Raw genomic sequence first — 20,425 nt, 5'->3', positions numbered from 1 at the left:
CGCCCGTAACGGGCAGCCCGCCACACAAGAAAAGGGGAATGAGATGAACGACAAAATCACCAATTGGACCAAATCCGACGACGCCATGGTCGAAACCGCCATCCGTCGTGGCGCCACTCGTCGCGAGTTGCTGCATATGATGCTCGCGGGCGGCGTGGCCATATCAGCCGGCGGGCTCGTGCTTGGCCGCGCCGGCAAGGCGCTCGCCGCAACGCCTGTTTCCGGCGGCACGCTCAAGGCGGCCGGCTGGTCGTCCTCCACGGCCGATACGCTGGACCCCGCCAAGGCGTCGCTCTCTACCGACTATGTCCGGTGCTGCTCCTTCTATAACCGCCTCACCTTCCTCGACAAATCAGGCACGCCGCAGATGGAGCTCGCCGAAGCGATCGAGTCCAAGGATGCGAAGACCTGGACGGTCAAGCTGAAGAACGGCGTTACCTTCCATGACGGCAAGCCGCTGACCGCCGATGACGTGGTTTTCTCGCTGAAGCGCCATCTCGACCCATCAGTCGGCTCGAAGGTCGCCAAGATCGCCGCCCAGATGACCGGCTTCAAGGCCGTGGACAAGCAGACCGTCGAGATCACGCTCGCCAGCCCAAACGCCGACCTGCCGACCATCCTGTCGATGCATCACTTCATGATCGTTTCCGACGGCACGACCGATTTCACCAAGGCCAACGGCACCGGCGCTTTCGTCAAGGAAGTCTTCGAGCCGGGCGTTCGGTCGGTCGGGGTCAAGAACAAGAACTACTGGAAATCCGGCCCGAACGTCGATTCCTTCGAATACTTCGCCATCAGCGACGACAATGCCCGCGTCAACGCCCTGCTTGCGGGCGACATCCATCTCGCGGCCGCGATAAATCCCCGCTCCATGCGCCTCGTCGAGGCCCAGGGCGACGGCTTCACCTTGTCGAAGACGACGTCCGGCAACTATACCAATCTCAACATGCGACTGGATATGGAGCCCGGCAACAAGCGGGACTTCATCGAGGGTATGAAGTATCTCGTCAACCGCGAACAGATCGTCAAATCGGCGCTGCGCGGTCTCGGTGAGGTCGGCAACGATCAACCCGTTTCGCCTGCGAACTTCTATCATGACGCAAACCTGAAAGCGCGGGCCTTCGATCCTGAGAAGGCGAAGTTCCACTTCGATAAGGCCGGCGTCCTCGGCCAATCCATTCCGATCATCGCTTCCGATGCGGCGAGCTCGTCGATCGACATGGCCATGATCATCCAGGCCGCCGGCGCCGAAATCGGCATGAAGCTCGATGTCCAGCGAGTGCCATCTGATGGTTACTGGGACAATTACTGGCTCAAGGCGCCGATCCACTTCGGCAATATCAACCCGCGGCCGACCCCTGATATCCTCTTCTCCCTGCTCTATACCTCGGACGCTCCGTGGAACGAAAGCCAGTACAAGTCGGAGAAGTTCGACAAGATGCTGATCGAGGCGCGCGGCTCTCTCGATCAAGAGAAGCGCAAAGCGATCTACAACGAGATGCAGGGCATGATCGCCCAGGAAGCCGGCACTATCATTCCGGCCTATATCTCGAACGTCGATGCCACGACGGCCAAGCTCAAGGGCCTGGAAGCCAACCCGCTCGGCGGCCAGATGGGATACGCCTTCGCGGAATATGTCTGGCTTGAAGCCTGATAAAGCAAAGGAGACCGGGGCTGCAGCCGCGCCCCGGCTCTTCCATCTGCATTGGTGGAACTTAACTCGAACGCACAAAGGGAAGACGCCCGTGAATAGCCAGGTCTTATCCCTTGTACTGAGCAGATTGTTCGTCGCCTTGATCACCCTGGTGATCGTCTCCTTTGCCGTCTTCTTCGCGACGACGCTGTTGCCCGGAGATACGGCGACGATCCTGCTCGGCCAAGCCGCCACGCCGGAAGCTGTCGAAGGCCTGCGCAAGGCCATGCATCTCGACGAACCAGCGCTCTTTCGTTTCCTGCGCTGGTTAGTCGGGCTGCTCCAAGGCGACCTCGGCACCTCCTATGCCAACGAAATGCCGATCGCCGCTCTCATTGCCGGTCGCTTCGTCAACACGCTAAAACTTGCCGGCGTCACCGCGCTTTTCTCCGTGCCGATCGCGCTCACGCTCGGGATCACTGCGGCGATGCTGCGCGGCACCCTTTACGATCGGATTGTCACGGTGATCACCATCGGCGTCATCTCCGTACCGGAGTTCATGGTCGCGACCTCCGCCGCGCTCATCTTCGCCGTCTACCTGAAATGGCTGCCGGCGCTTTCTTTCGCCAATGAGGTCCATAGTATGACCGACCTGTTGCGCGTCTATGCCATGCCGGTGATCACCCTCACCTTCGTCGTCTCGGCCCAGATGATCCGCATGACGCGCGCAGCTGTTATCGAGACGCTCAACACGCCCTATGTCGAGATGGCATTGCTCAAAGGCGCCTCCCGGCCGCGCATTGTGTTTCGCCATGCACTGCCCAATGCGCTCGGCCCGATCGTCAATGCCGTTGCGCTTTCGCTGTCCTATCTGCTCGGAGGCGTCATCATCGTCGAGACCATTTTCAACTACCCCGGTATCGCCAAGCTGATGCTGGATGCCGTCGCCACCCGCGACCTGCCGCTGATCCAGAGCTGCGCGATGATCTTCTGCCTTGGCTACCTGCTGCTGATCACCATCGCCGATATCATCGCCATCCTTTCCAACCCGAGGCTCCGATGACCATGACCCGTTCCGAAACCGCTTCCGGCCGGCTGTCCGGAACCCGGTTTGGCTATCGCTTCAACATCGTCGGCGCGATCGGCCTTACCATCATCCTCGCGTGGGCGCTCGTCGCGATCTTTGCGCCGTTGATAATCCCCTACCCCGTCGGCGAGATCGTCGATCTCGACTATTTCGGCCCGATGAGCCGGGAACTCTGGTTCGGCTCCGATTATCTCGGCCGCGACATGCTCTCGCGAATTCTGATGGGCGCGCGCTATACGGTCGGCATCTCGCTAGCGGCGGTGACGATCGCCTGCTTCAGCGGCGTCGTGCTCGGCATGATCGCAGCGGTCGCCGGCGGCTGGCTGGACACGATCCTCAGCCGCTTCCTCGACGCTCTCAACTCCATCCCGAGCAAGCTGTTCGGTCTGGTGGTTGTCGCTGCCGTCGGCTCCTCGGTCCCGGTTCTGATCCTGACGCTGTCGGTGATCTACATCCCCGGCGCCTACCGCTTCGCTCGGGCGCTCGCCGTCAACATCAATGCGATGGATTTCATCACAGTCGCGCGCATCCGTGGCGAAAGCACCCTCTATCTCATTCGCTCGGAAATCCTTCCCAACATCGTCGGGCCGGTGCTTGCCGATCTCGGCATCCGCTTCGTCTTCATCGTTCTGCTGCTCTCCGGGCTTTCCTTCCTCGGCCTTGGCGTCCAGCCGCCCTATGCCGATTGGGGTGCGCTGGTGCGCGAGAATATCGGCGGCCTGCCGTTTGGTGCGCCGGCGGTGATGTTTCCCTCGCTTGCCATCGCCAGTCTGACGATCAGCGTCAACCTGCTGATAGACAATCTGCCGCAGAAAATTCGCGACCGGAGCACGTCATGAGCAATTTCATAGAAATCCGTGACCTGAAGGTCGAGGCCACCACCGATTCCGGTCGCCGCGTCGAGATCATCAAGGGTGTCAGCCTCGATGTTGCCGAGGGCGAGATCGTCGCGCTGATCGGGGAGAGCGGCTCGGGCAAGACAACGATCGCCCTGACCCTCATGGGCCATACCCGTGCGGGCTGTCGCATCTCCGGCGGCAGTGTTTCTGTCGGCGGCAAGGACATGGTCAGGCTCAGCGAGAAGCAGCGCGCCAAGGTGCGCGGCACCGAAGTCGCCTATGTCCCGCAATCAGCCGCTGCCGCCTTCAATCCCGCCACATCGATCATGGACCAGGTGATCGAAGTCACGCGTATTCATCAGCTGATGTCGCCGGATGATGCGCGTGCCAGGGCAGTCGAGCTCTTCCGGGCGCTGTCGCTCCCGGAACCCGAGACGATCGGCAGCCGTTATCCGCACCAGGTTTCCGGTGGCCAGCTGCAGCGTCTGGCCGCCGCCATGGCGCTGATCGGCGACCCGACCCTCGTCATCTTCGACGAGCCGACGACGGCGCTCGACGTAACCACCCAGATCGAAGTGCTGCGTGCTTTCAAGTCGGTGATGAAGAAGGGCGGCATATCAGGCGTTTATGTCTCGCACGACCTTGCCGTCGTCGCGCAGATCGCCGACCGCATCGTGGTCTTGAAAGGCGGAGAGACCCAGGAAACCGGCACCACCGAAGAGATCCTCAACAACGCGAAGCACCCCTATACCAGGGAGCTGCTTGCAGCCTTCGAACCGAAACCGCGCGGCGCAGCTGGCCCCGCCGAACCCGCGACGGCTCCACTGCTGAAGATCGAAGATCTCGTAGCCGGCTATGGACAGCGCCAGGCTGACGGCCTGCCGCTCGTGCGCGCGGTCGAGCATGTGAGCCTGAAGGTGGAAAAAGGCCGTAATCTCGGCATCATCGGCGAATCCGGTTGCGGCAAGTCGACGCTTGCCCGCACCATCGCCGGCATCCTGCCGGCCGCGGTCGGCAAGATCGTCTTCGACGGCACGGAACTGCGTCGCAGCGCTCGCGAGCGCTCGCGCGACCAGTTGCGCGAGATGCAGATCGTTTTCCAATATGCCGATACCGCACTCAACCCGGCGAAATCGGTTGAGGAGATCCTCGACAGGCCCTTGGTCTTTTACCACGGCATGGATCGAAAGATGCGGAACGCCCGGATCGATCAACTGCTCGACATGGTGCGCCTGCCTCGCAATCTGCGTCATCACCGGCCGGGAGAGCTCTCGGGCGGACAGAAACAGCGCGTCAACTTCGCCCGGGCGCTCGCCGCCGATCCGAAGCTGATCCTCTGCGACGAGATCACCTCGGCGCTCGACACGGTGGTCGCCGCAGCGGTCATCGACCTGCTCAAGGAATTGCAGCGCGAACTCGGCCTCTCCTATATCTTCATCAGCCACGACCTCTCGGTGGTGGAGGCGATCTGCGACGAGATCGTCGTGATGTATGGAGGCCGTAAGGTCGAGGAAATCACATCCTCGACGGTGAAGACGCCGCAACATCCCTATTCGCAGCTGCTCTTCTCGTCGGTGCCGACGCTCGATCCGGCCTGGCTCGATGAGCTCCAGCAGGATCCGGAACTGGTGCGGGCCTACTGCCGGCACTGACCGCCGATTCAAGGTGTTACCACGCTGCCCTCCTCGAAACCACAAGCAAGACGCTTGCCAGACCCGGCGCGCACCGGGGCAGGTCATGTTGAAAAGCCTGGGCTCCACGGCACAAGATCTGCAAGTGGCAGTGAATATGGCTTCGGAAAGAAAGCCCGAAATTCTGTCGCAAGTCCTTCCAACCAGTATGAAGCTCTAATTATAGGGAGAACAACCTGCGACAGAGAGAATCGGCATCTGCGCAGGACCGATTAGGTCGGAGAGATGCAACTGGGTGTGGTCGGTCTGGAACCCTGAGAGATTGCGTTGGGACTCTCGGCCAAGGGGAGTTTGCGGATCAGGAGCGGGGCCTGGCCGCGGCCCTTCTCGCCGGCTAAAGCGGAAACAAGGTGGTCAAAGGCATGTGGGCTTTGACGATCGGCGATTTCAGGACGACGAAGCTGAAATACTTGTCGATACCGACGTCCAGGTCGGTAAGCCGCTCCATGATCGTCTGGTATTCGTCGATGCCGGCGGTGACGAATTTCAGCAGATAATCGTAGCCGCCCGAAACCAGATGACATTCGATCACCTGATCGACCTTCTCGATCGCCGCCAGGAAGCGGGCGAAGTCGATCTGCCGGTGGTTCTTCAGGGTGATCTCGGTGAACACCGTCAGCGTCTGCCCGAGTTTGCTGACGTTGATCTGGGCCGAATAGCCTTCGATATAGCCTTCCGACTGCAGCTTCTTCACCCGCATCAAGCAGGGGCTAGGCGACAGATTGACCAGTTCGGCGAGCTCCACATTGGTGACGCGGCCATTCTTCTGCAGTTCGTAGAGAATTTTTACGTCGATCCGGTCGAGTTTCATCTCACACGGCCCTCACTTGCTCGAGATCGCCAATGACGCAGCAGATTATGCTGCCGTATTCCCGACATCGACCTTAACACATAAGTCAGACGTGTCGACCGCGTTGCGGGACAGGCCGAAGCACAAACCGCTGCTGGCATCCTGCCAAGACGGAATCTTCTGCTGCCACCAACCGATCTCCAGCAAAGCCGTAGCTTTGGATCCGCTAGACTACGCCTGAAACGGAGACTGTCCCATGCCCGCACCGCTGAATCGCGTCGCCACTACGCCGGAACTTCCTTCCACCGCCGATGCGGTGGTAATCGGCGGCGGCATCGTCGGCGTTTTTGCGGCCTATTATCTCACCCGGCGCGGATTGAAGGTCGCCCTCGTCGAGAAGGGCCTCATCGGCGCCGAACAATCCAGCCGCAACTGGGGCTGGTGCCGCCAGCAGAATCGCGACGCCCGTGAACTGCCGATGTCGACGAAGAGCCTCGATCTGTGGGAGCGCTTCGCCACTGAGACCGGTGAGGATACGGGGTTCCGTCGCTGCGGTCTCTTCTATCTCAGCAATAGCGACGATGAACTGTCCGGCTGGGCACGCTGGCGCGATTTCGCCCGCTCGGTCGGCGTCACGACGCACATGCTGAGCAGCGCCGAAGCGACCGAACGCGGGCGTGCCACCGGCGCCTCATGGAAGGGCGGGGTGTTTTCACCGACCGACGGAATCGCCGATCCGGCGAGTGCTGCGCCGGCCGTTGCACGTGCGATCCTGAAACTCGGCGGCACGGTGCATCAGTCGTGCGCTGCCCGCGGCATCGACATCGAAGGCGGCAGGCTCTCGGGCGTCGTCACCGAGCATGGCACGATCCGCACGAAAATCGCGATCCTTGCCGGCGGCGCCTGGGCCTCCTCCTTCTGCCGCCAGCTCGGCATTCGGTTTCCGCAAGCCTCGGTTCGCTCCTCGATCCTCTCCGTATCCCCAGGCGCAAGCGGCCTGCCGGACGCGCTGCACACATCTGCGGTCTCCGTTACGCGTCGCGGCGATGGCGGCTACACATTGGCGATCAGCGGTGGCGGGCGTGTCGACTTGACGCCGCAGCAATTCCGTTACGCGCCTCAATTTCTGCCAATGTTCGTCCGGCGTTGGAGAAGCCTCGCGCTAGGCGGATTGGAGGGATTCAGGTCTGGGCACGAAACCCTGGCGCGTTGGCGATTGGACGCACCCACTCCGATGGAACGAATGCGCATCCTCGATCCGAAGGTCGACCAAAGAACAATTCGGCTTACCCATTCGCGCGCGCTTGAACTCCTGCCTGCCCTGAGGAACACAAATGTCAGTGCCGTCTGGGCCGGTTATGTGGATAGCACCCCCGATGGGGTGCCGGGAATCGGTGAGATCACCACCGTTCCAGGCTTCATTCTCGCCGCCGGTTTCAGCGGCCACGGCTTCGGAATCGGTCCCGGCGCCGGTCATCTCATCGCCGATATCGCCACCGGTGACACGCCGATCGTCGATCCCCGGCCTTATCACCCGGAGCGGTTCCAGAGATCGGCCTGGGGCAAAGTCGCCGACTTCTGAAGGGTGGAATGGCTAGCAGGCATTCGACCATGGCGTGCCGCAAGCCGGTGTCCTCAAGGTAAGACCCGCCCTAGCGGAGGAGAATGCGAAATTTCCTGCAAGTAAAGGCCATAGGATAGAGGAACGATTTTGTGAACGTTTTAGCGTCGCGCGTCTTTTTGCATGCGTGAAAGGCCCTGTAATGCTTTGAATTGCTGCTTGATTTTGGCGCGGCACGCAGCGTGACGACATGGTGTTGCATCGTTTTGGCGATCACCGACATTCGGTATTAAGTCCTGCGTGAGGATGCAGGATAGGCGGATTACGCCGGCTCGGTCAGCCTAGTATCGAGGGGTCGATGAACTGCCCGAAAAGGAATAGCTTTCATGAACCTCTTTGCTCCAGATCTGAAGGCCGAAACCGAGGGCGAGGAATTGTGGGAGCGCGTCCGCGCCCAATACCCTGCCCAGGAACCGCTCCTGAATTTGAACAATGCTGCCGTCAGTCCGCCAACGATAGCGGTACAGGAGGCCACGATTGACGCCTATCGCTTCATCAGCCGCAATCCCGACTATAACATGTGGAGCAACCTCGATGCTGCGCTGCCCGGTATCAAGCGTGATTTGGCCGAGTTGATCGATTGCACGCCAGACGAGATTGCGCTCAACCGGAATTCCTCGGAAGGACTTTCAGCGGCGATTTTTGGAATACCGCTGACCAAAGGCGACCAGGTGTTGATCTCGAACTGGGACTATCCGAGCGTCCGTGCCGGATGGCTGCAACGGCATCACCGCGAAGGAATCGAGGTCGTGAACTGCGCCTTCGATATCATGGACAGCGACGAGGATATCATTGATGCCTATGTGGAAGCGATGACGCCCCGGACTTGCGTCCTGCAACTGACGCATATGTATCACTGGAATGGACGCGTTCTTCCCATCGAGCGACTCTGCCGGATCGCGCGGGAGCGCAACATCATCACGATAGTCGATGGCGCCCAGACGTTCGCTCAAATGCCGGTCAGTTTTCGGCAACTCGATTGCGATTTCTTTGTCACGAGCCTTCACAAATGGCTCGGCGCACCCGTTGGCAACGGAATGCTGATCGTCAACCGAAGCCAGATCGACCGAACTTGGCCTCTGCTGGCGCCCTTCGACCAACCCGCAAAGACCATAGACAAATTCGATCACTGGAATTTGGGTACCTATAATTCCGCAATTCAGGCCGGAATTAAACCGGCGATCCAATTCCATCGGGAAATAGGAGCAGACAGGATGCACGTCCGACTGCGCGAACTCACCCGACACTGGGTCGGCCAAGCTCGCGACATTCCCGGCTTCAGGCTCCACACGCGGACCGACACCGAGAGCCTAGGTGCCATATGCCTGTTTTCAATCGACAACACCGACATGAAAAAACTGGAGAACACTCTTCGAGAGAAATACCGAATCCACACGAAATATCGCCAAGTCGAGCATGTCGAAGGTCTGCGGGTTTCGCCGCATATCTATATGCCGAAGAGTGACCTCGACATGTTCGTCAGCGCGCTCAGAAATGCGTTGGCTTGAACCGGAAGCCCGTTCCTGAAGATAGAGGCGCCGGCATCGACACCTCTCAGACAGCAAAGATAACGTCCTCAGGAGACCAGGGACATCGTGCCGGGGATCGGCGAGATCGCCACCTTGCCCGAAAATGCGGCTCGGCCAGCCCCACTCGAACCTCGAACTGCGGCAGAAATGATCACTGTCCGGATCGCTGCATAGACCCATCATCTCGCGTTGGCGTGAACCAGCCACCGAGCGCTTCCTCCAATCCGTCCGTATTGTTCTCTTCGCCGATCCAAGCAATGCAAGCGTCGGGACGGATCAGCATCGAGGGGCCCCGATCGACGGCGACGCAACGTATCCTCTGCTTGCTGGCTGCACCGAGCCTGGACGCCGTCCGCTCAGGCGAGGCGTCGAGAAGAACGCCCATGCCATCCTGCATCAGATCATAGAGCGAGACGGCGGCATCGCCGTCACCAATCGACCTGTCGCCGATCAGCCGCCCGACCTCGTCCAGCTCCGAGCCGAGATCGTAGCGGGTGGAAAGGCCGCTCATCATCTCGCCGATGAACCGGTTGACGTTGTCGAATTGCATGAGGTTCGCCACGATGTCCCGCATCGCACCCGCCTGTGGATCGGGCCGCAGGATGGCGACCTGGGCACGGGTGTTGGCCAGAACGGCTTCGGCGACGGGTCGCCGCTCGGCCGTGTAGGTATCGAGCAGGCTTTCCGGCATGTCGCCGCGAATGACCGCCGCGAGCTTCCAGCCGAGATTTGCAGCATCCACCAGCCCGAGGCTCAAGCCCTGACCACCAAACGGCGAATGGACATGCGCCGCATCGCCGGCAAGCAGCACCCTGCCGCGGCGGTAGCTATCGGCAAGCCGGGTGTTGTCAGTCCATCGGCTGCCGCTTTCGAGCGCTTTCACGCGGACATCCGTGCCGCTGATGCGGCGCAGTACGGCTTCGATCTCCTCAGCTGTGACCGGCGCTTGCCGATCTTCAGGCGGACCGCTGAAGTCGAGCATGAACAGTCGACCGGGGAAAGGCCAGTAGGAAAATACGCCACCCGACGTGCGATTCCAGCCAATCGGTAGCAGGCGTTCGGGATGATCGATCTCGGCGATGGCCTGGTAGAACGTCAGGCTTGGGGCTGTGCCGGGGAACTCAAAGCCGGCCATCTTGCGGATGAGGCTACGCCCGCCGTCGCATCCAACGAGGTAGGAGCAGCCGATTTGGCCTGCGCCTGTCGGAGATCTCAACTCCACGTCAATGCCGTCCGCCTGCTGCACGAAGCCGGTAACGTCAAAGGCGCGGCGCACCTCGATCCCAAGAGCGCGGGCGCGATCGGCCAGCATGGCTTCGAGGCTAGGTTGATCCACTGCGTGAGCACGCCGTTCCGGCTCTTTCTGCGCGTCCTTTCGGATAAGAGGCAGGCCAGCGAAATGACCGCTGAATTTGGACGACCGGCCACGCAGCTCCGCTCCGGCCTGCTCGGCGAACTGCTTCATCGCCGCGAAGCTCTGCGCTTCCGCGGCGGCGATGGCCGCAGCCATCCCGCGACGCTGGAGTGCCTCGCTTCCAAGCGGCCCGAGCGACATTGCCTTCATGGCCATACTGGCCGACGCCAGACGCTCCAGCACGAGGACGCGCACGCCTGACAAAGTCAGCTCGATGGCGGTCAGGAGTCCGACCGGTCCTGCGCCCACAACAACAACATCAACTTGTTTTTCCATCTCACATTCCATATACTGGATATCAATATGTACTCAGTACATAAATAAATGCGCAATCAGAGACAACATGTCAATGCCATCGGACTCAATGCCACCGGACCGGCGATCCCGTAAGCGCCTCGCCACGCGACAAGGCATCTCCAACGTCGCCACGCGCCTCTTCCTGGAGCGGGGCTTCGATCATGTGACGGTCGATGAGATCGCGGCAGCCGCCGATGTCGGACGGATGACGGTGTTCAATCACTTTCCCCGCAAGGAGGACATGTTCTTCGATCGCGACGAGGAGGGTCGAGAGATGCTGCGCGAAGCTCTGCGGCAGCGCCATCCCAGCGTCTCTCCGATCGAGACGCTACGTCTGCTCGCTCATCAGCTGGTTGCGGAGGAGAGCCCTTACCTCAGATTTACTGCTAGGAGCCAAAGCTTTATCGAGACGATCGAGGCCAGCGACACCCTCAAGGCTCGGGCGAGGGCAATTCGTGACGAGATCGCTCACGTCGTTTCGGTGGCGCTATCCGAATGCGTCGGGCGAAAACCTGATGATCCCAACGCCCATCTGGCGGCCGGTATTCTCCTGGCGACGTGGACCGTGGGCTTTATCCAGGCTCACCGGACCTTTCGGCAGAGGCAAGATACAGAGGAAGCAAAAGCCGTCTTTCTCGCCGCTGTAGATAAGGGAACCACCGGCCTGAACGCTGCTCTGGCAGGCACACCTTATGCCTGAGCAATCACCCTCTGGTGGGGCCGGAATGCCCGTCTCCGCAATGTTGAGGTCTTCCGGGCGGATGCCGTAAGTGCGCGCCGCGCTTTGGCTCAATTGCGGCGGAAACGGCAACGAACACCGCCGTCCATACGGAAGCCGCCGTCGCTGATGCCACCCTCGAAGAGGTTAGGCTAACTTCGGTTCTCCAAGCGGTTTGTTTTGCGCCACTCTTCGTACTCTCCGCGGGCATCGTTATGCAGCGGATAGTAGCGCTGTAACGACCCGCCCTCCATAAGCTTCACTCGGGAGAACTCCTCCCAATCGTGATGCTTTTGCGACTCTTCGATTACCTTCGAGGCCATTGCGACTGGAAGCACCACCACCCCGTCGTCGTCGGCGACGATGATGTCGCCGGGAATTACCGTGACACCGCCGCAGGCAATCGGAACGTTGACGGCATTGGGATAGATGCTGGTCTGCACATGGTAGTTGGGAGTCCAGCCACGCAGCCATAGGGGGAGATCTAGCTTGTCGACATTGGGCCGATCGCGCATGCACCCGTCGATTACGATGCCAGCGCCGCCTCTGCCTTTGAAATACGTCGACATCATATCGCCAAAGACACCCGAGCTCATGTCGCCGCGCGCGTCGACCACGACCACATCGCCCTCCTGCGCGTGATAGAGCACGTGCCTGTGCAACTGCGTCTCCGGATCGGCATATTCTCCCTCGGTGAAGAGGTCCGGCCGCTGCGGCATGAACTGGAGCGTCAGCGCCGGCCCGACGATCGACTTCCCGCGGTTCTGCGGGACGGGACCGACCATGTGCGGATTGCGGAAGCCCATGTGGCCAAGCGTGCCGGCAACCGTCGCGGCGCCGATTTCCTTCAGTGCGTCGATCAGCTCTTTGGGCGGTCGTGTAATGTCGGGAGTATGGGTCATTTTAGACTCCGGTGGATGAACTACCAGTTCGTAACAGAACCGTCGCGGCGCTTCAGGTGAGGCGCTTCCCAAAAACGAAAGCTCTCGGCCTTGACCGCCTCTTCGTTGACTTCGATGCCGAGCCCCGGCAGATCGCTGACCGGATAGTCGGGGCCGTCGAGCCGTGGTTGCACGGGGAAGAAATCGGAACTGTCGAAGCCCAGCTTTGTTTCGGGCACCCTGGTCTCGAGCCAAGCGAAATTCGGCACCGCGGCGGCGAGATGGATGGTCGCGGCCGTGCAGATTGGGCCAAGGGGATTGTGCGGCATCAGGTCCACATAGTGCGCCTCGCTCCAGCCAGCTACCTTCATCGCTTCAGTGAGCCCGCCAACGTTGCAAACATCGAGCCGGTTGAACTGATGGATGCCGCGCTCGATGTAGGGCAGGAACTGCCACTTGCTGGCAAATTCCTCGCCGATGGCAAACGGGATGTCGGTCATCGTGCGCAGGGATTCGTAGGCCTCCGGTGTCTCGTCTCGTATCGGCTCCTCGAGGAAATCAAGCACGCCACGGCCGAGCTTGTTGCAGAAGCTCGCCGCCTCTGCCACCGACAGCCGATGATGATAGTCGATGCCGAGGACGACGTCGTCGCCCAGCGCCTCGCGCGCCTTGTTCAGCATGCTTGCTGTAGCGCCGATCGATTCACGCGGCTCAAAGATGTCCTTGCTGTTTTGCCCGATGGGAAAGAAGCGGATCGTCTGCCACCCCTGCGCGCGTAGTTCGCGGGCTCGTTCGATAGCAACATCGCCCTCGGCCTCGTCACCGGTCGAGGCGAAGGTAGGAATGCGGTCGCGCTGCTTGCCGCCCAACAGATCGTAGGCCGGCACCCCCAGCGCCTTGCCCTTGATGTCATGAAGGGCAATGTCGATGGCGGAAATTGCCGCCTGCAAAACGCGCCCGCCTTCGAAGTATTGGCTGCGATAAACTTCTTGCCAGATCCGACCAATCTGCATCGGGTCGCGGCCGATGAGAAACTCGCGATAGTGCTCGATCGCGCCGACAACGGCCTTCTCGCGACCGCTCAAGCCGCTCTCGCCCCATCCGAAGATGCCGTTGTCGGTCTCGACCTTGACGAGCATCTGGTTGCGTGTTCCTACCCATACTGGATAGGGCTTGATAGCGGTGATTTTAAGCTTCGTAGTCATCCACACCCTCGTTCCAGATGCATCGGCTCTGTCTCAGTTGGCCTTGAGGGCCATTTCTGTTTCGCCGTCGAACAGATGCATCCGCTCCTGGTCGAACTCGAGCCAAATCGGCTCGTCGGGCGCGACGGCAATGGTCGGCGGCACGCTGACGTTGACGATGGCGCCAGACAGGAACGCCTGTACGAAGGTGACGTCTCCGGTCGGCTCCACCGTGTAGGCCTTGGCAGGAATGCTTCCTGGCACCGCACTCTTGTGCAGCTTGATCGTCGAGTGACGTGCGCCGAGCACGACTTTCTTGGTGGTTGCCCTCGCGACCTTCTGGGCGTTGTGTGGCGAGAGCTCGAGGCGCCAGCCCTCCGCGCTGGTCAACACTGTATTGCCGCTTGCCGTTGATGCCTCCAGCGGAACAAGGCTCATCGCCGGGCTGCCGACGAAGCTGGCGACGAACATGTTCACCGGATGGGCAAAGACCTGCGCCGGTGAATCGTATTGCTGCAGGTAGCCGCCGTTCATCACCGCCATCCTGTCGGCCATGGTCACGGCTTCGAGTTGGTCGTGCGTCACATAGATGATCGTTGCCTTGAGGTCCTGGTGGAAGCGCTTGATCTCCGACCGCATCTGCACGCGCAGCTTCGCGTCGAGGTTGGAGAGTGGTTCATCCATCAGGAATACCGCCGGATCTCGAACGAGGGCGCGGCCGAGCGCCACGCGCTGCTGTTGCCCGCCCGAAAGTTCGCGCGGCTTGCGCTCGAGCAGTTGCGTCATGTCGAGCACTCGCGCTGCTTCCTTGACCTTCCTGTCGATCTCGTCCCTTGGCAGTTTGCGCATCTGCAGCGGGAACGCCAGATTTTTATAGACCGATTTTTGCGGATAGAGCGCGTAATTCTGGAACACCATTGCAATGTCCCGGTCCTTGGGGTCGAGGTCGTTGACCACCCGGTCCCCGATGACGATGTCGCCCGATGTGATGGGAATCAGCCCCGCTACTAGATTGAGCGTGGTTGTTTTGCCGCAGCCTGAAGGGCCGACGAGCGCAACGAATTCGCCGTCATTGACCGTCAGCGAAACATCGTTGACAGCTTTGAAGCTGCCATAGGTCTTGACAAGATCTTTGAGGACCACGTGGGCCACCGGCAACTCCCTAGTGCTTAACGGCGCCTTCTGTCAGGGCGCGTACGAAGTATCGTTGCAGGACGAGGAACAGGACCACGACGGGCACGCTCATCATAAAGCTGGCCGCCATCAGGCCCGGAAAGTCCGTCGTATTTTCCGAGAAGAAGCGCTGGATACCGACCGGCAGTGTCAACTGGTCGTTCTTGGAGAGGAACGTGTAGGCGTAGATGTACTCGTTCCACGCGCCGATGAAGGAATAGATCGCCGTGGCGATGATTCCTGGCGCCGAGAGCGGCATCACGATCAGGAGAAAGGCCTGGAACCGCGTCGCTCCGTCGATGCGCGCCGCCTGCTCGAGCTGCACCGGGATGTTGTCGTAGAAGCCCTTGAGGAGCCAGATTGCCAGCGGCAGGCCGAATGTGAGGTAGGTGAGAATGAGCGATCCATGCGTGTTCACCAGCCCGATCGCGCGCATCAGGATGAAGAGCGGCACGAGAAAGATCACAGCCGGGAACATATTGCGAAGCAAGACGGCGAAGAACAGAAAGTTCCGGCCCGGGAAGGTGAAGCGCGAAAACGCGTAGGCCGCCGGAACCGCCACGATCACCGAAAGGATGGTCGTGGCAGTGGAGACGAAAAGGCTGTTCCAGAAGAAACGAAGGAAGTCCTGGCCGACGCTGTTTTGCGGATCGAGCAGCTTCTGGTAGCTGTCAAGGGTGGGTTGGTCAGGCCACCATTGCGGCGGGAATTGCATGGCCGCGAAGCCGGACTTGATCGAGGTGATCAGCATCCAGATCATCGGCAACGCAGTGTAAAGCAGCATGAACGCGAGGAAGATGCGTCCGCCCCACCGCCATCCGTCGATGCGCATACGGCGACGGGCCTGGCCTCGAGGAGCAGTCTCGGCAATCGTGCTCATGCGGTCCCATCCTTCCGCTCGTTGCCGCTTAGAGCACGGACGTAGAAGTAGCCGAGCGACATCAGGATCAGGAACAGCAGCACCGAATAGGCCGATGCCACCCCCCAGCGCTGGCGGCCGAAGGCGAGCTCATAGATGTGAGTGATCCAGATATGCGATGCGTTCGACGGCCCGCCGCCGGTCATGATCCAGGGGATGATGAATGAATTGAAGTTGGCCACTGCCAGCAGAAGGATCGTCACCGTCGAGACGTTTCTCAAATGCGGGAAGGTGACGTGCCAAAACCGCTGCCATGCATTGGCTCCGTCGACTCTTGCGGCGCGCAGCAACTGATCGGGAACCGTCTGCAGGCCAGCCATCATCATGATCATGGCAAACGGAAACTCCCGCCAGATATTGACGACGATCAGGGAGGGCAGCACTGTGCTGACGCTGTCGATGAAATTCGGCGGCCTGTCGGCCAATCCGAGGCCGACCAGCACCGCGCCGATAATCCCAAAGTCTGAATGGTAGATCCACTTCCAGATATAGGACGCGGCGACCGCGCTGATGACCCAGGGAATGATCAGGATGGCCCGAAGGATGCCGCGGCCGACAAAGTCGCGATGAAGCGCCAGGGCGCAGGCAAACCCCAGGACAAATGAGATGAAAGTGGATCCCAATGTCCAGATCAGAGTGTTCGAGGTGACCTTCCAGAACACCGGACTTGTGAGGATGGCGGTGTAGTTGCCGAGGCCGATGAAAATCTTGTCCCGGAGCTGCAGGCCAGGCGGCGTATTGAAGAACGACAGCTCGATCGTGTAGTAAATCGGATAGGCTATGACGATGAGCATCACGGCGATCGCAGGGAGCACGTACGCGTAGTCGGCGCGATGCTCCCAAATCTTTCGCAGCACACCGGACCTATCGAGTTGCAGTCTCCGGCGAGCCTCTGCCTTGCCGATCAAGATCGTCACCGTGGCGTGCCCTTATTCTTCGGAACAACCGGCCGCACTCTTGGCGCAGCCGGTCAGATCGTGGTCAGGCTTGGTCTAGAGTCCGCCGTCCATCAGGTCTTTTACCTTCTTGGCCGCGTCGTCCGCTGCTTGGTCGACGGTCATGGCTCCGGTCAGGGCATTCTGCAGCATGTCCGGGACGATGATATTCATGATCTCGGGGGACTGCGGCAGCGCCGGGAACGGGATGCCGTATGGCAGCATCGAGGTCGTGACATCAAGGAACTTGATGTTCTCCAGACGCTCCTTCATCCATTTGGTCTTGAAGCCGTTAAGGTTTCCCGGGTTCGAGCCGGCATAGGCCATCTTCAGCGACCATTCAGGGCTCGTCCACATGCAGATGATAGCCTTTGCGGCCGGCTCGTCTACCTTGCCGCCCTCGACATATTCGGGCTTCAGGATGTGAATGTTCGAGCCGCCAAACACGACAGCACGCTTGCCGTCGGGGCCAGTCGGAATCAGGCCGTAACGCATGTTGTCGATGACGGTCTGCGCCTTGTCCTTGTCGGTAGCCGTCGCCTTTTTCTGCAGGTCGAGCATAACGTTGTAGTCGGACGGGTGCGAGATCATCATGCCGAGCTGGCCACCGAGGAAGAGGGGCTGGTTGTCGGCCTGCTGGTTGGTGAGCGCCGAAACCGGAACCGACTTGTCGCGAACATACATATCGTACGAGGCTTGCAGCGCCGCCTTGCTCTGCGGGCTATTGAGCTCGACCTGCTTATAGGTCGGGCTCGCGGTAGCTTCGTCGAAGACGCCTCCGCCATAGGCCCACAGCTGCGGCATGAAGCGATACGGCGTATTGCCGGCATTCTTGCGAGCCACGAGGCCGTAACCGGCAATGCCGAGTTTGTCGTGGATCTGCTTGGAATACTTGACGACGTCGTCCCAGGTTGCCGGAGCCTTGTCCGGATCCAGGCCTGCACGCTTGAAGATGTCGGCGTTCCAGATGAACGCCATCGTCTCGTTGTTGGTTGGAATGCCGTAGGTCACATCCTCCCAGGTCACGGCCTTCATTGCGCCGGGCCAGAAGTCCTCGGTCGAATACCCAACATCCTCGGGTTTGAGCGGCTGCAGATAGCCTTTTGAGGCGAACTCGGTGCCACCCAGGATTTGCAGGCGGACCGCCATGGGCGCTGCATTACCCAAGAGCGCGGTCCGGAACTTGTCCAGAAGGTCGTTATAGGTGAGGGCTTGTTCCTCAAGCTGGATGTTTGGATAGGTTTTGCGGAAGGTCTCGAAGAACTCCTTGTAATACTGGCGCAGGAGGTCGGGGTCGCCCTCGAACACGCCCTGATACCAGAAAGTCAGTCGCCCCTTGTAGTCGAGCGGCGTGACCTTGGCGCAATCGCCCGCCGTGTCAAAATCCTGCGTGCCGGCAATGGAGCGGACATATTCCGGCGACCACTTGCTCAAGTCGACCGGCGCACCCAGCGCCGACGCGGACATCAGCGATACTATCAAAGCAGTGGAGACAGTGCCGCGCAGGACGGCACCGCCGAGTGAAATCCTCGTCATAAGGTATCCTCCAGGTTCTCCCATGCCGCTCTGCATCGAGGCGAGCGGTCTTTGCTCATCGGCCGCGGGACGCTTTCAGCCAATGTATCCCTTCGATATTTTTATACATTTTCAGATCACGAATTGCCTGTCAACTAGACAAATCGTACATTGTTTATAGCAATCTCGCGTGATAACGAGATCAATGTGTGTATTGATTGGGGACAGCCTTGGCCGAAACAAGCGATTTTAAAGCAAAGCCCCCCGAAGGGATCGACGCTCTCGGGGCCTCCAGCGAGGGCGCCTCGCTTTATCAGCTGATCAGGGAAGACATCATCGAAGGGCGGCTGGCTGCCAACGAGCGGCTTGTGGTCACCGATCTCGCCCGGCGCCACGGCACCTCAACCAACCCGGTGCGCGAGGCTCTGCAACTGTTGCGCGGCGAAGGCTTTGTCACCCTCGTTCCCAACCGCGGAGCGCGCGTGCGGCCCATAGATCAGGATTTTGTACGGGACATCTACGAGATCGGAGTCTTGATCGAGCCGGCACTGACGCGATGGTTCGTGAATATGGCCACCGTCGAGGACATTGCTGAACTCGAACGCATCCAAGGCCTGATTGAAGAAAACGACTTCGCCGACACGTTGAGGCACAGCGAGCTGGACACCGCCTTTCACACCGTAATGTACCAAAAGCACTACAACCGCCATGCCGCCGAGCTTTGGTGGAAGCATCGCGAAGTGCTTCGAGCCGTGAGCCGGCGTTTCAACTTCACGCTCGCCCGGCGTGCCGCGATCCTTAGCGAGCATCGTGAGCTCATCGCACATGTGAAAGCGGGAAATGCGAACGAGGCAGCCGAACTCATTGCACGCCATGTCGAGGGTTCCGGCCGGCACATCCTCGAACACATGCGCGCGCGTAACGCCGCTCGGGCAGGATAGAATAGATAGCCTGGAATATCGTTATCCCGACCACGTCAGTAAAGGCAGTTGAGATGAAAATCACCAGCGTTCGGCCGTGGCTCATCAGATCCGATGCTTCTTATTGGGGAGAGTTTCTGTTCGTCGAAGTGACGACCGACGAGGGGGTGAGCGGCTGGGGCGAGATCACCACCACGACAAGGCTCGCCAATCGCGCACTCTGCACGATCCTGCGGCAGATCGGTGCCGCTGTAACAGGCGAGGACCCGGCGCGTATTGAGTATCTGTGGCACAAGATATTCCGCAGCTTCACCTATATGGGCAGTCGCGGCGCCGCAGTCGAATGCGTAAGCGCCATCGACATAGCCCTTTGGGACATCCGCGGCAAAGTTCTTGGTAAGCCGATTTACGAGCTGTTGGGCGGACCGGTACGCGATGAAATCGCGCTCTACACCCATCCCAACCAGGCCAAATTCACCAGCAAGGAGGCCGTGGTCCGCGAAATTAGAGACATCGTCGAGTCCGGCCACACTGCGCTCAAATTCGATCCTTTCCCCCACCAGGGCCGCACCGCCGATGGACAGTCCCGCGAACAGCGGGACGGCTACCTCGATGGCAGCATGACCCGCAAGGATGAGCGCGAAGCCGCCGAACTCACGGCTCTGATCCGCGAAACGGCGGGCTCTGATGTCGACATCCTCATCGATGCGCATGGCCGCTTCGACGTTCCCACCGCCATTCGCCTCTGCCGGAGCCTCGAGGAAGCCGGTCAGATCGACTGGTTCGAGGAGCCTTGTCCGCCCGAGAGCCTCAATGCCCTCAAGCAGGTCCGTGAGAAGGTCAGTGCCGCTATCTCGTGGGGCGAGCGCGGCCACACGAAGTGGGATTTCGTGCCGGTGCTCGAAAACAAGCTCGCTGACTACATCATGCCTGATGTCACCTGGACCGGCGGCATTACCGAACTCAAGAAGATTTCGGCCCTATGCGAAGCCTACTACATCCCGGTCTCGCCGCATGACGCCGCAGGGCCGATCAACGTGGTTGCTGGAGCGCAGGTGATGATGACCGTTCCTAACTTCTACAAACTCGAAACGTCGGAGTGGAATCTCGGCAAATACGATCACCTCATCGACAGACCACTCGATGTTTCGAACGGCAGCCTCAAGCTTACGCCGAAGGCTGGTCTCGGCGTTGAGATGAACCGCGACTACCTTCAAAACCACGAGATAGAGCTGGACTAGCTAGCAACGCTCTGCGCCGCCTCAGCATGCGCGACGAC

At 60.2% G+C, this 20,425-nt stretch carries 17 protein-coding genes and 1 pseudogene; 9 read left to right on the top strand and 9 right to left on the bottom strand.

Annotated features, from left to right (window positions below; genetic code table 11):
- Positions 1-43: 43 nt before the first annotated feature.
- The 4 genes from ACD590_RS28855 to ACD590_RS28840 all read left to right on the top strand — a co-directional run bounded on the left by ACD590_RS28855 (position 44) and on the right by ACD590_RS28840 (position 5,211).
- A complete protein-coding gene (locus ACD590_RS28855) occupies positions 44-1,654 on the top strand; it encodes an ABC transporter substrate-binding protein (protein ID WP_113544124.1) in 1,611 nt (536 codons plus the stop codon).
- 91 nt (positions 1,655-1,745) lie between these two features.
- Entirely contained in the window at positions 1,746-2,696 is a 951-nt protein-coding gene (locus ACD590_RS28850) for an ABC transporter permease (protein WP_018245989.1), read from the top strand.
- Positions 2,693-3,559 (top strand): ABC transporter permease, encoded by an 867-nt coding sequence (locus ACD590_RS28845; protein ID WP_112907316.1) that lies wholly within the window; start codon positions 2,693-2,695, stop codon positions 3,557-3,559. Before ACD590_RS28850 ends, ACD590_RS28845 begins: the two co-directional genes overlap by 4 nt.
- Positions 3,556-5,211, top strand: a complete 1,656-nt coding sequence (locus ACD590_RS28840) for an ABC transporter ATP-binding protein (protein ID WP_018445088.1) — start codon at positions 3,556-3,558, stop codon at positions 5,209-5,211. Before ACD590_RS28845 ends, ACD590_RS28840 begins: the two co-directional genes overlap by 4 nt.
- A gap of 373 nt (positions 5,212-5,584) precedes the next feature.
- Here ACD590_RS28840 and ACD590_RS28835 read toward each other — a convergent pair whose 3' ends face one another.
- Positions 5,585-6,061, bottom strand: coding sequence for an Lrp/AsnC family transcriptional regulator (locus ACD590_RS28835; protein WP_018445089.1), 477 nt, complete (start codon positions 6,059-6,061; stop codon positions 5,585-5,587).
- Positions 6,062-6,296: 235 nt separating this feature from the next.
- On the opposite strand from ACD590_RS28835, the gene ACD590_RS28830 reads away from it, so the two are divergent.
- Entirely contained in the window at positions 6,297-7,622 is a 1,326-nt protein-coding gene (locus tag ACD590_RS28830; protein WP_439003963.1) for an NAD(P)/FAD-dependent oxidoreductase, read from the top strand.
- Between the two features lie 365 nt (positions 7,623-7,987).
- Positions 7,988-9,169 (top strand): aminotransferase class V-fold PLP-dependent enzyme, encoded by a 1,182-nt coding sequence (locus ACD590_RS28825; protein ID WP_439003962.1) that lies wholly within the window; start codon positions 7,988-7,990, stop codon positions 9,167-9,169.
- 172 nt (positions 9,170-9,341) lie between these two features.
- Here the strand turns inward: ACD590_RS28825 and ACD590_RS28820 are convergent, their stop codons facing one another.
- Positions 9,342-10,880 (bottom strand): FAD-dependent monooxygenase, encoded by a 1,539-nt coding sequence (locus ACD590_RS28820; protein WP_439003961.1) that lies wholly within the window; start codon positions 10,878-10,880, stop codon positions 9,342-9,344.
- 67 nt (positions 10,881-10,947) lie between these two features.
- Between ACD590_RS28820 and ACD590_RS28815 the strand changes: the two genes are divergently transcribed.
- A complete protein-coding gene (locus ACD590_RS28815; RefSeq protein ID WP_439003960.1) occupies positions 10,948-11,601 on the top strand; it encodes a TetR/AcrR family transcriptional regulator in 654 nt (217 codons plus the stop codon).
- An 18-nt stretch (positions 11,602-11,619) separates the two neighbouring features.
- Here the strand turns inward: ACD590_RS28815 and ACD590_RS28810 are convergent.
- The 7 genes and pseudogenes from ACD590_RS28810 to ACD590_RS28780 all read right to left on the bottom strand — a co-directional run.
- Positions 11,620-11,768: pseudogene (locus ACD590_RS28810) on the bottom strand (sugar ABC transporter ATP-binding protein); the annotation flags it as partial.
- Positions 11,769-11,771: 3 nt separating this feature from the next.
- The gene (locus ACD590_RS28805) at positions 11,772-12,521 is read right to left on the bottom strand and encodes a ribonuclease activity regulator RraA (RefSeq protein WP_439003959.1); all 750 of its coding nucleotides are present in this window, start codon (positions 12,519-12,521) and stop codon (positions 11,772-11,774) included.
- Between the two features lie 20 nt (positions 12,522-12,541).
- Positions 12,542-13,705, bottom strand: a complete 1,164-nt coding sequence (locus ACD590_RS28800) for a mandelate racemase/muconate lactonizing enzyme family protein (protein ID WP_439003958.1) — start codon at positions 13,703-13,705, stop codon at positions 12,542-12,544.
- Between the two features lie 33 nt (positions 13,706-13,738).
- Positions 13,739-14,836: an ABC transporter ATP-binding protein gene (locus ACD590_RS28795; RefSeq protein WP_018445097.1), complete on the bottom strand. Its 1,098-nt coding sequence runs from the start codon at positions 14,834-14,836 to the stop codon at positions 13,739-13,741.
- A 10-nt stretch (positions 14,837-14,846) separates the two neighbouring features.
- Positions 14,847-15,737, bottom strand: a complete 891-nt coding sequence (locus tag ACD590_RS28790; protein WP_047620821.1) for a carbohydrate ABC transporter permease — start codon at positions 15,735-15,737, stop codon at positions 14,847-14,849.
- The gene (locus ACD590_RS28785) at positions 15,734-16,693 is read right to left on the bottom strand and encodes a carbohydrate ABC transporter permease (protein WP_439003957.1); all 960 of its coding nucleotides are present in this window, start codon (positions 16,691-16,693) and stop codon (positions 15,734-15,736) included. The genes ACD590_RS28790 and ACD590_RS28785 overlap by 4 nt, the downstream gene beginning before the upstream one ends.
- Positions 16,694-16,768: 75 nt before the next feature.
- Positions 16,769-18,247 (bottom strand): ABC transporter substrate-binding protein, encoded by a 1,479-nt coding sequence (locus tag ACD590_RS28780; RefSeq protein ID WP_439003956.1) that lies wholly within the window; start codon positions 18,245-18,247, stop codon positions 16,769-16,771.
- 209 nt (positions 18,248-18,456) lie between these two features.
- Between ACD590_RS28780 and ACD590_RS28775 the strand changes: the two genes are divergently transcribed.
- Both ACD590_RS28775 and ACD590_RS28770 read left to right on the top strand, forming a co-directional pair.
- Entirely contained in the window at positions 18,457-19,167 is a 711-nt protein-coding gene (locus ACD590_RS28775; RefSeq protein WP_018246003.1) for a GntR family transcriptional regulator, read from the top strand.
- 53 nt (positions 19,168-19,220) lie between these two features.
- Positions 19,221-20,387: a mandelate racemase/muconate lactonizing enzyme family protein gene (locus ACD590_RS28770; RefSeq protein ID WP_130653644.1), complete on the top strand. Its 1,167-nt coding sequence runs from the start codon at positions 19,221-19,223 to the stop codon at positions 20,385-20,387.
- Positions 20,388-20,425 lie beyond the last annotated feature (38 nt).

Origin of the sequence: Rhizobium sp. 862_C5_N1_2 (genome assembly GCF_051811205.1) — a bacterium.
Classification (GTDB): Bacteria; Pseudomonadota; Alphaproteobacteria; order Rhizobiales; family Rhizobiaceae; genus Rhizobium; species Rhizobium leguminosarum.
The sequence above is the reverse complement of the archived record's forward strand: the minus strand, read 5'-3'. Positions and strand labels throughout refer to the sequence as shown.

Excerpts from the sequence above, each read along its gene's own strand:
- ACD590_RS28855 (WP_113544124.1), top strand. The coding sequence starts at position 44 with ATGAACGACAAAATCACCAATTGGACCAAATCCGACGACGCCATGGTC.
- ACD590_RS28845 (WP_112907316.1), top strand. The coding sequence starts at position 2,693 with ATGACCATGACCCGTTCCGAAACCGCTTCCGGCCGGCTGTCCGGAACC.
- ACD590_RS28840 (WP_018445088.1), top strand. The coding sequence starts at position 3,556 with ATGAGCAATTTCATAGAAATCCGTGACCTGAAGGTCGAGGCCACCACC.
- ACD590_RS28835 (WP_018445089.1), bottom strand. The coding sequence starts at position 6,061 with ATGAAACTCGACCGGATCGACGTAAAAATTCTCTACGAACTGCAGAAG.
- ACD590_RS28830 (WP_439003963.1), top strand. The coding sequence starts at position 6,297 with ATGCCCGCACCGCTGAATCGCGTCGCCACTACGCCGGAACTTCCTTCC.
- ACD590_RS28825 (WP_439003962.1), top strand. The coding sequence starts at position 7,988 with ATGAACCTCTTTGCTCCAGATCTGAAGGCCGAAACCGAGGGCGAGGAA.
- ACD590_RS28820 (WP_439003961.1), bottom strand. The coding sequence starts at position 10,880 with ATGGAAAAACAAGTTGATGTTGTTGTTGTGGGCGCAGGACCGGTCGGA.
- ACD590_RS28815 (WP_439003960.1), top strand. The coding sequence starts at position 10,948 with ATGTCAATGCCATCGGACTCAATGCCACCGGACCGGCGATCCCGTAAG.
- ACD590_RS28805 (WP_439003959.1), bottom strand. The coding sequence starts at position 12,521 with ATGACCCATACTCCCGACATTACACGACCGCCCAAAGAGCTGATCGAC.
- ACD590_RS28800 (WP_439003958.1), bottom strand. The coding sequence starts at position 13,705 with ATGACTACGAAGCTTAAAATCACCGCTATCAAGCCCTATCCAGTATGG.
- ACD590_RS28790 (WP_047620821.1), bottom strand. The coding sequence starts at position 15,737 with ATGAGCACGATTGCCGAGACTGCTCCTCGAGGCCAGGCCCGTCGCCGT.
- ACD590_RS28780 (WP_439003956.1), bottom strand. The coding sequence starts at position 18,247 with ATGACGAGGATTTCACTCGGCGGTGCCGTCCTGCGCGGCACTGTCTCC.
- ACD590_RS28770 (WP_130653644.1), top strand. The coding sequence starts at position 19,221 with ATGAAAATCACCAGCGTTCGGCCGTGGCTCATCAGATCCGATGCTTCT.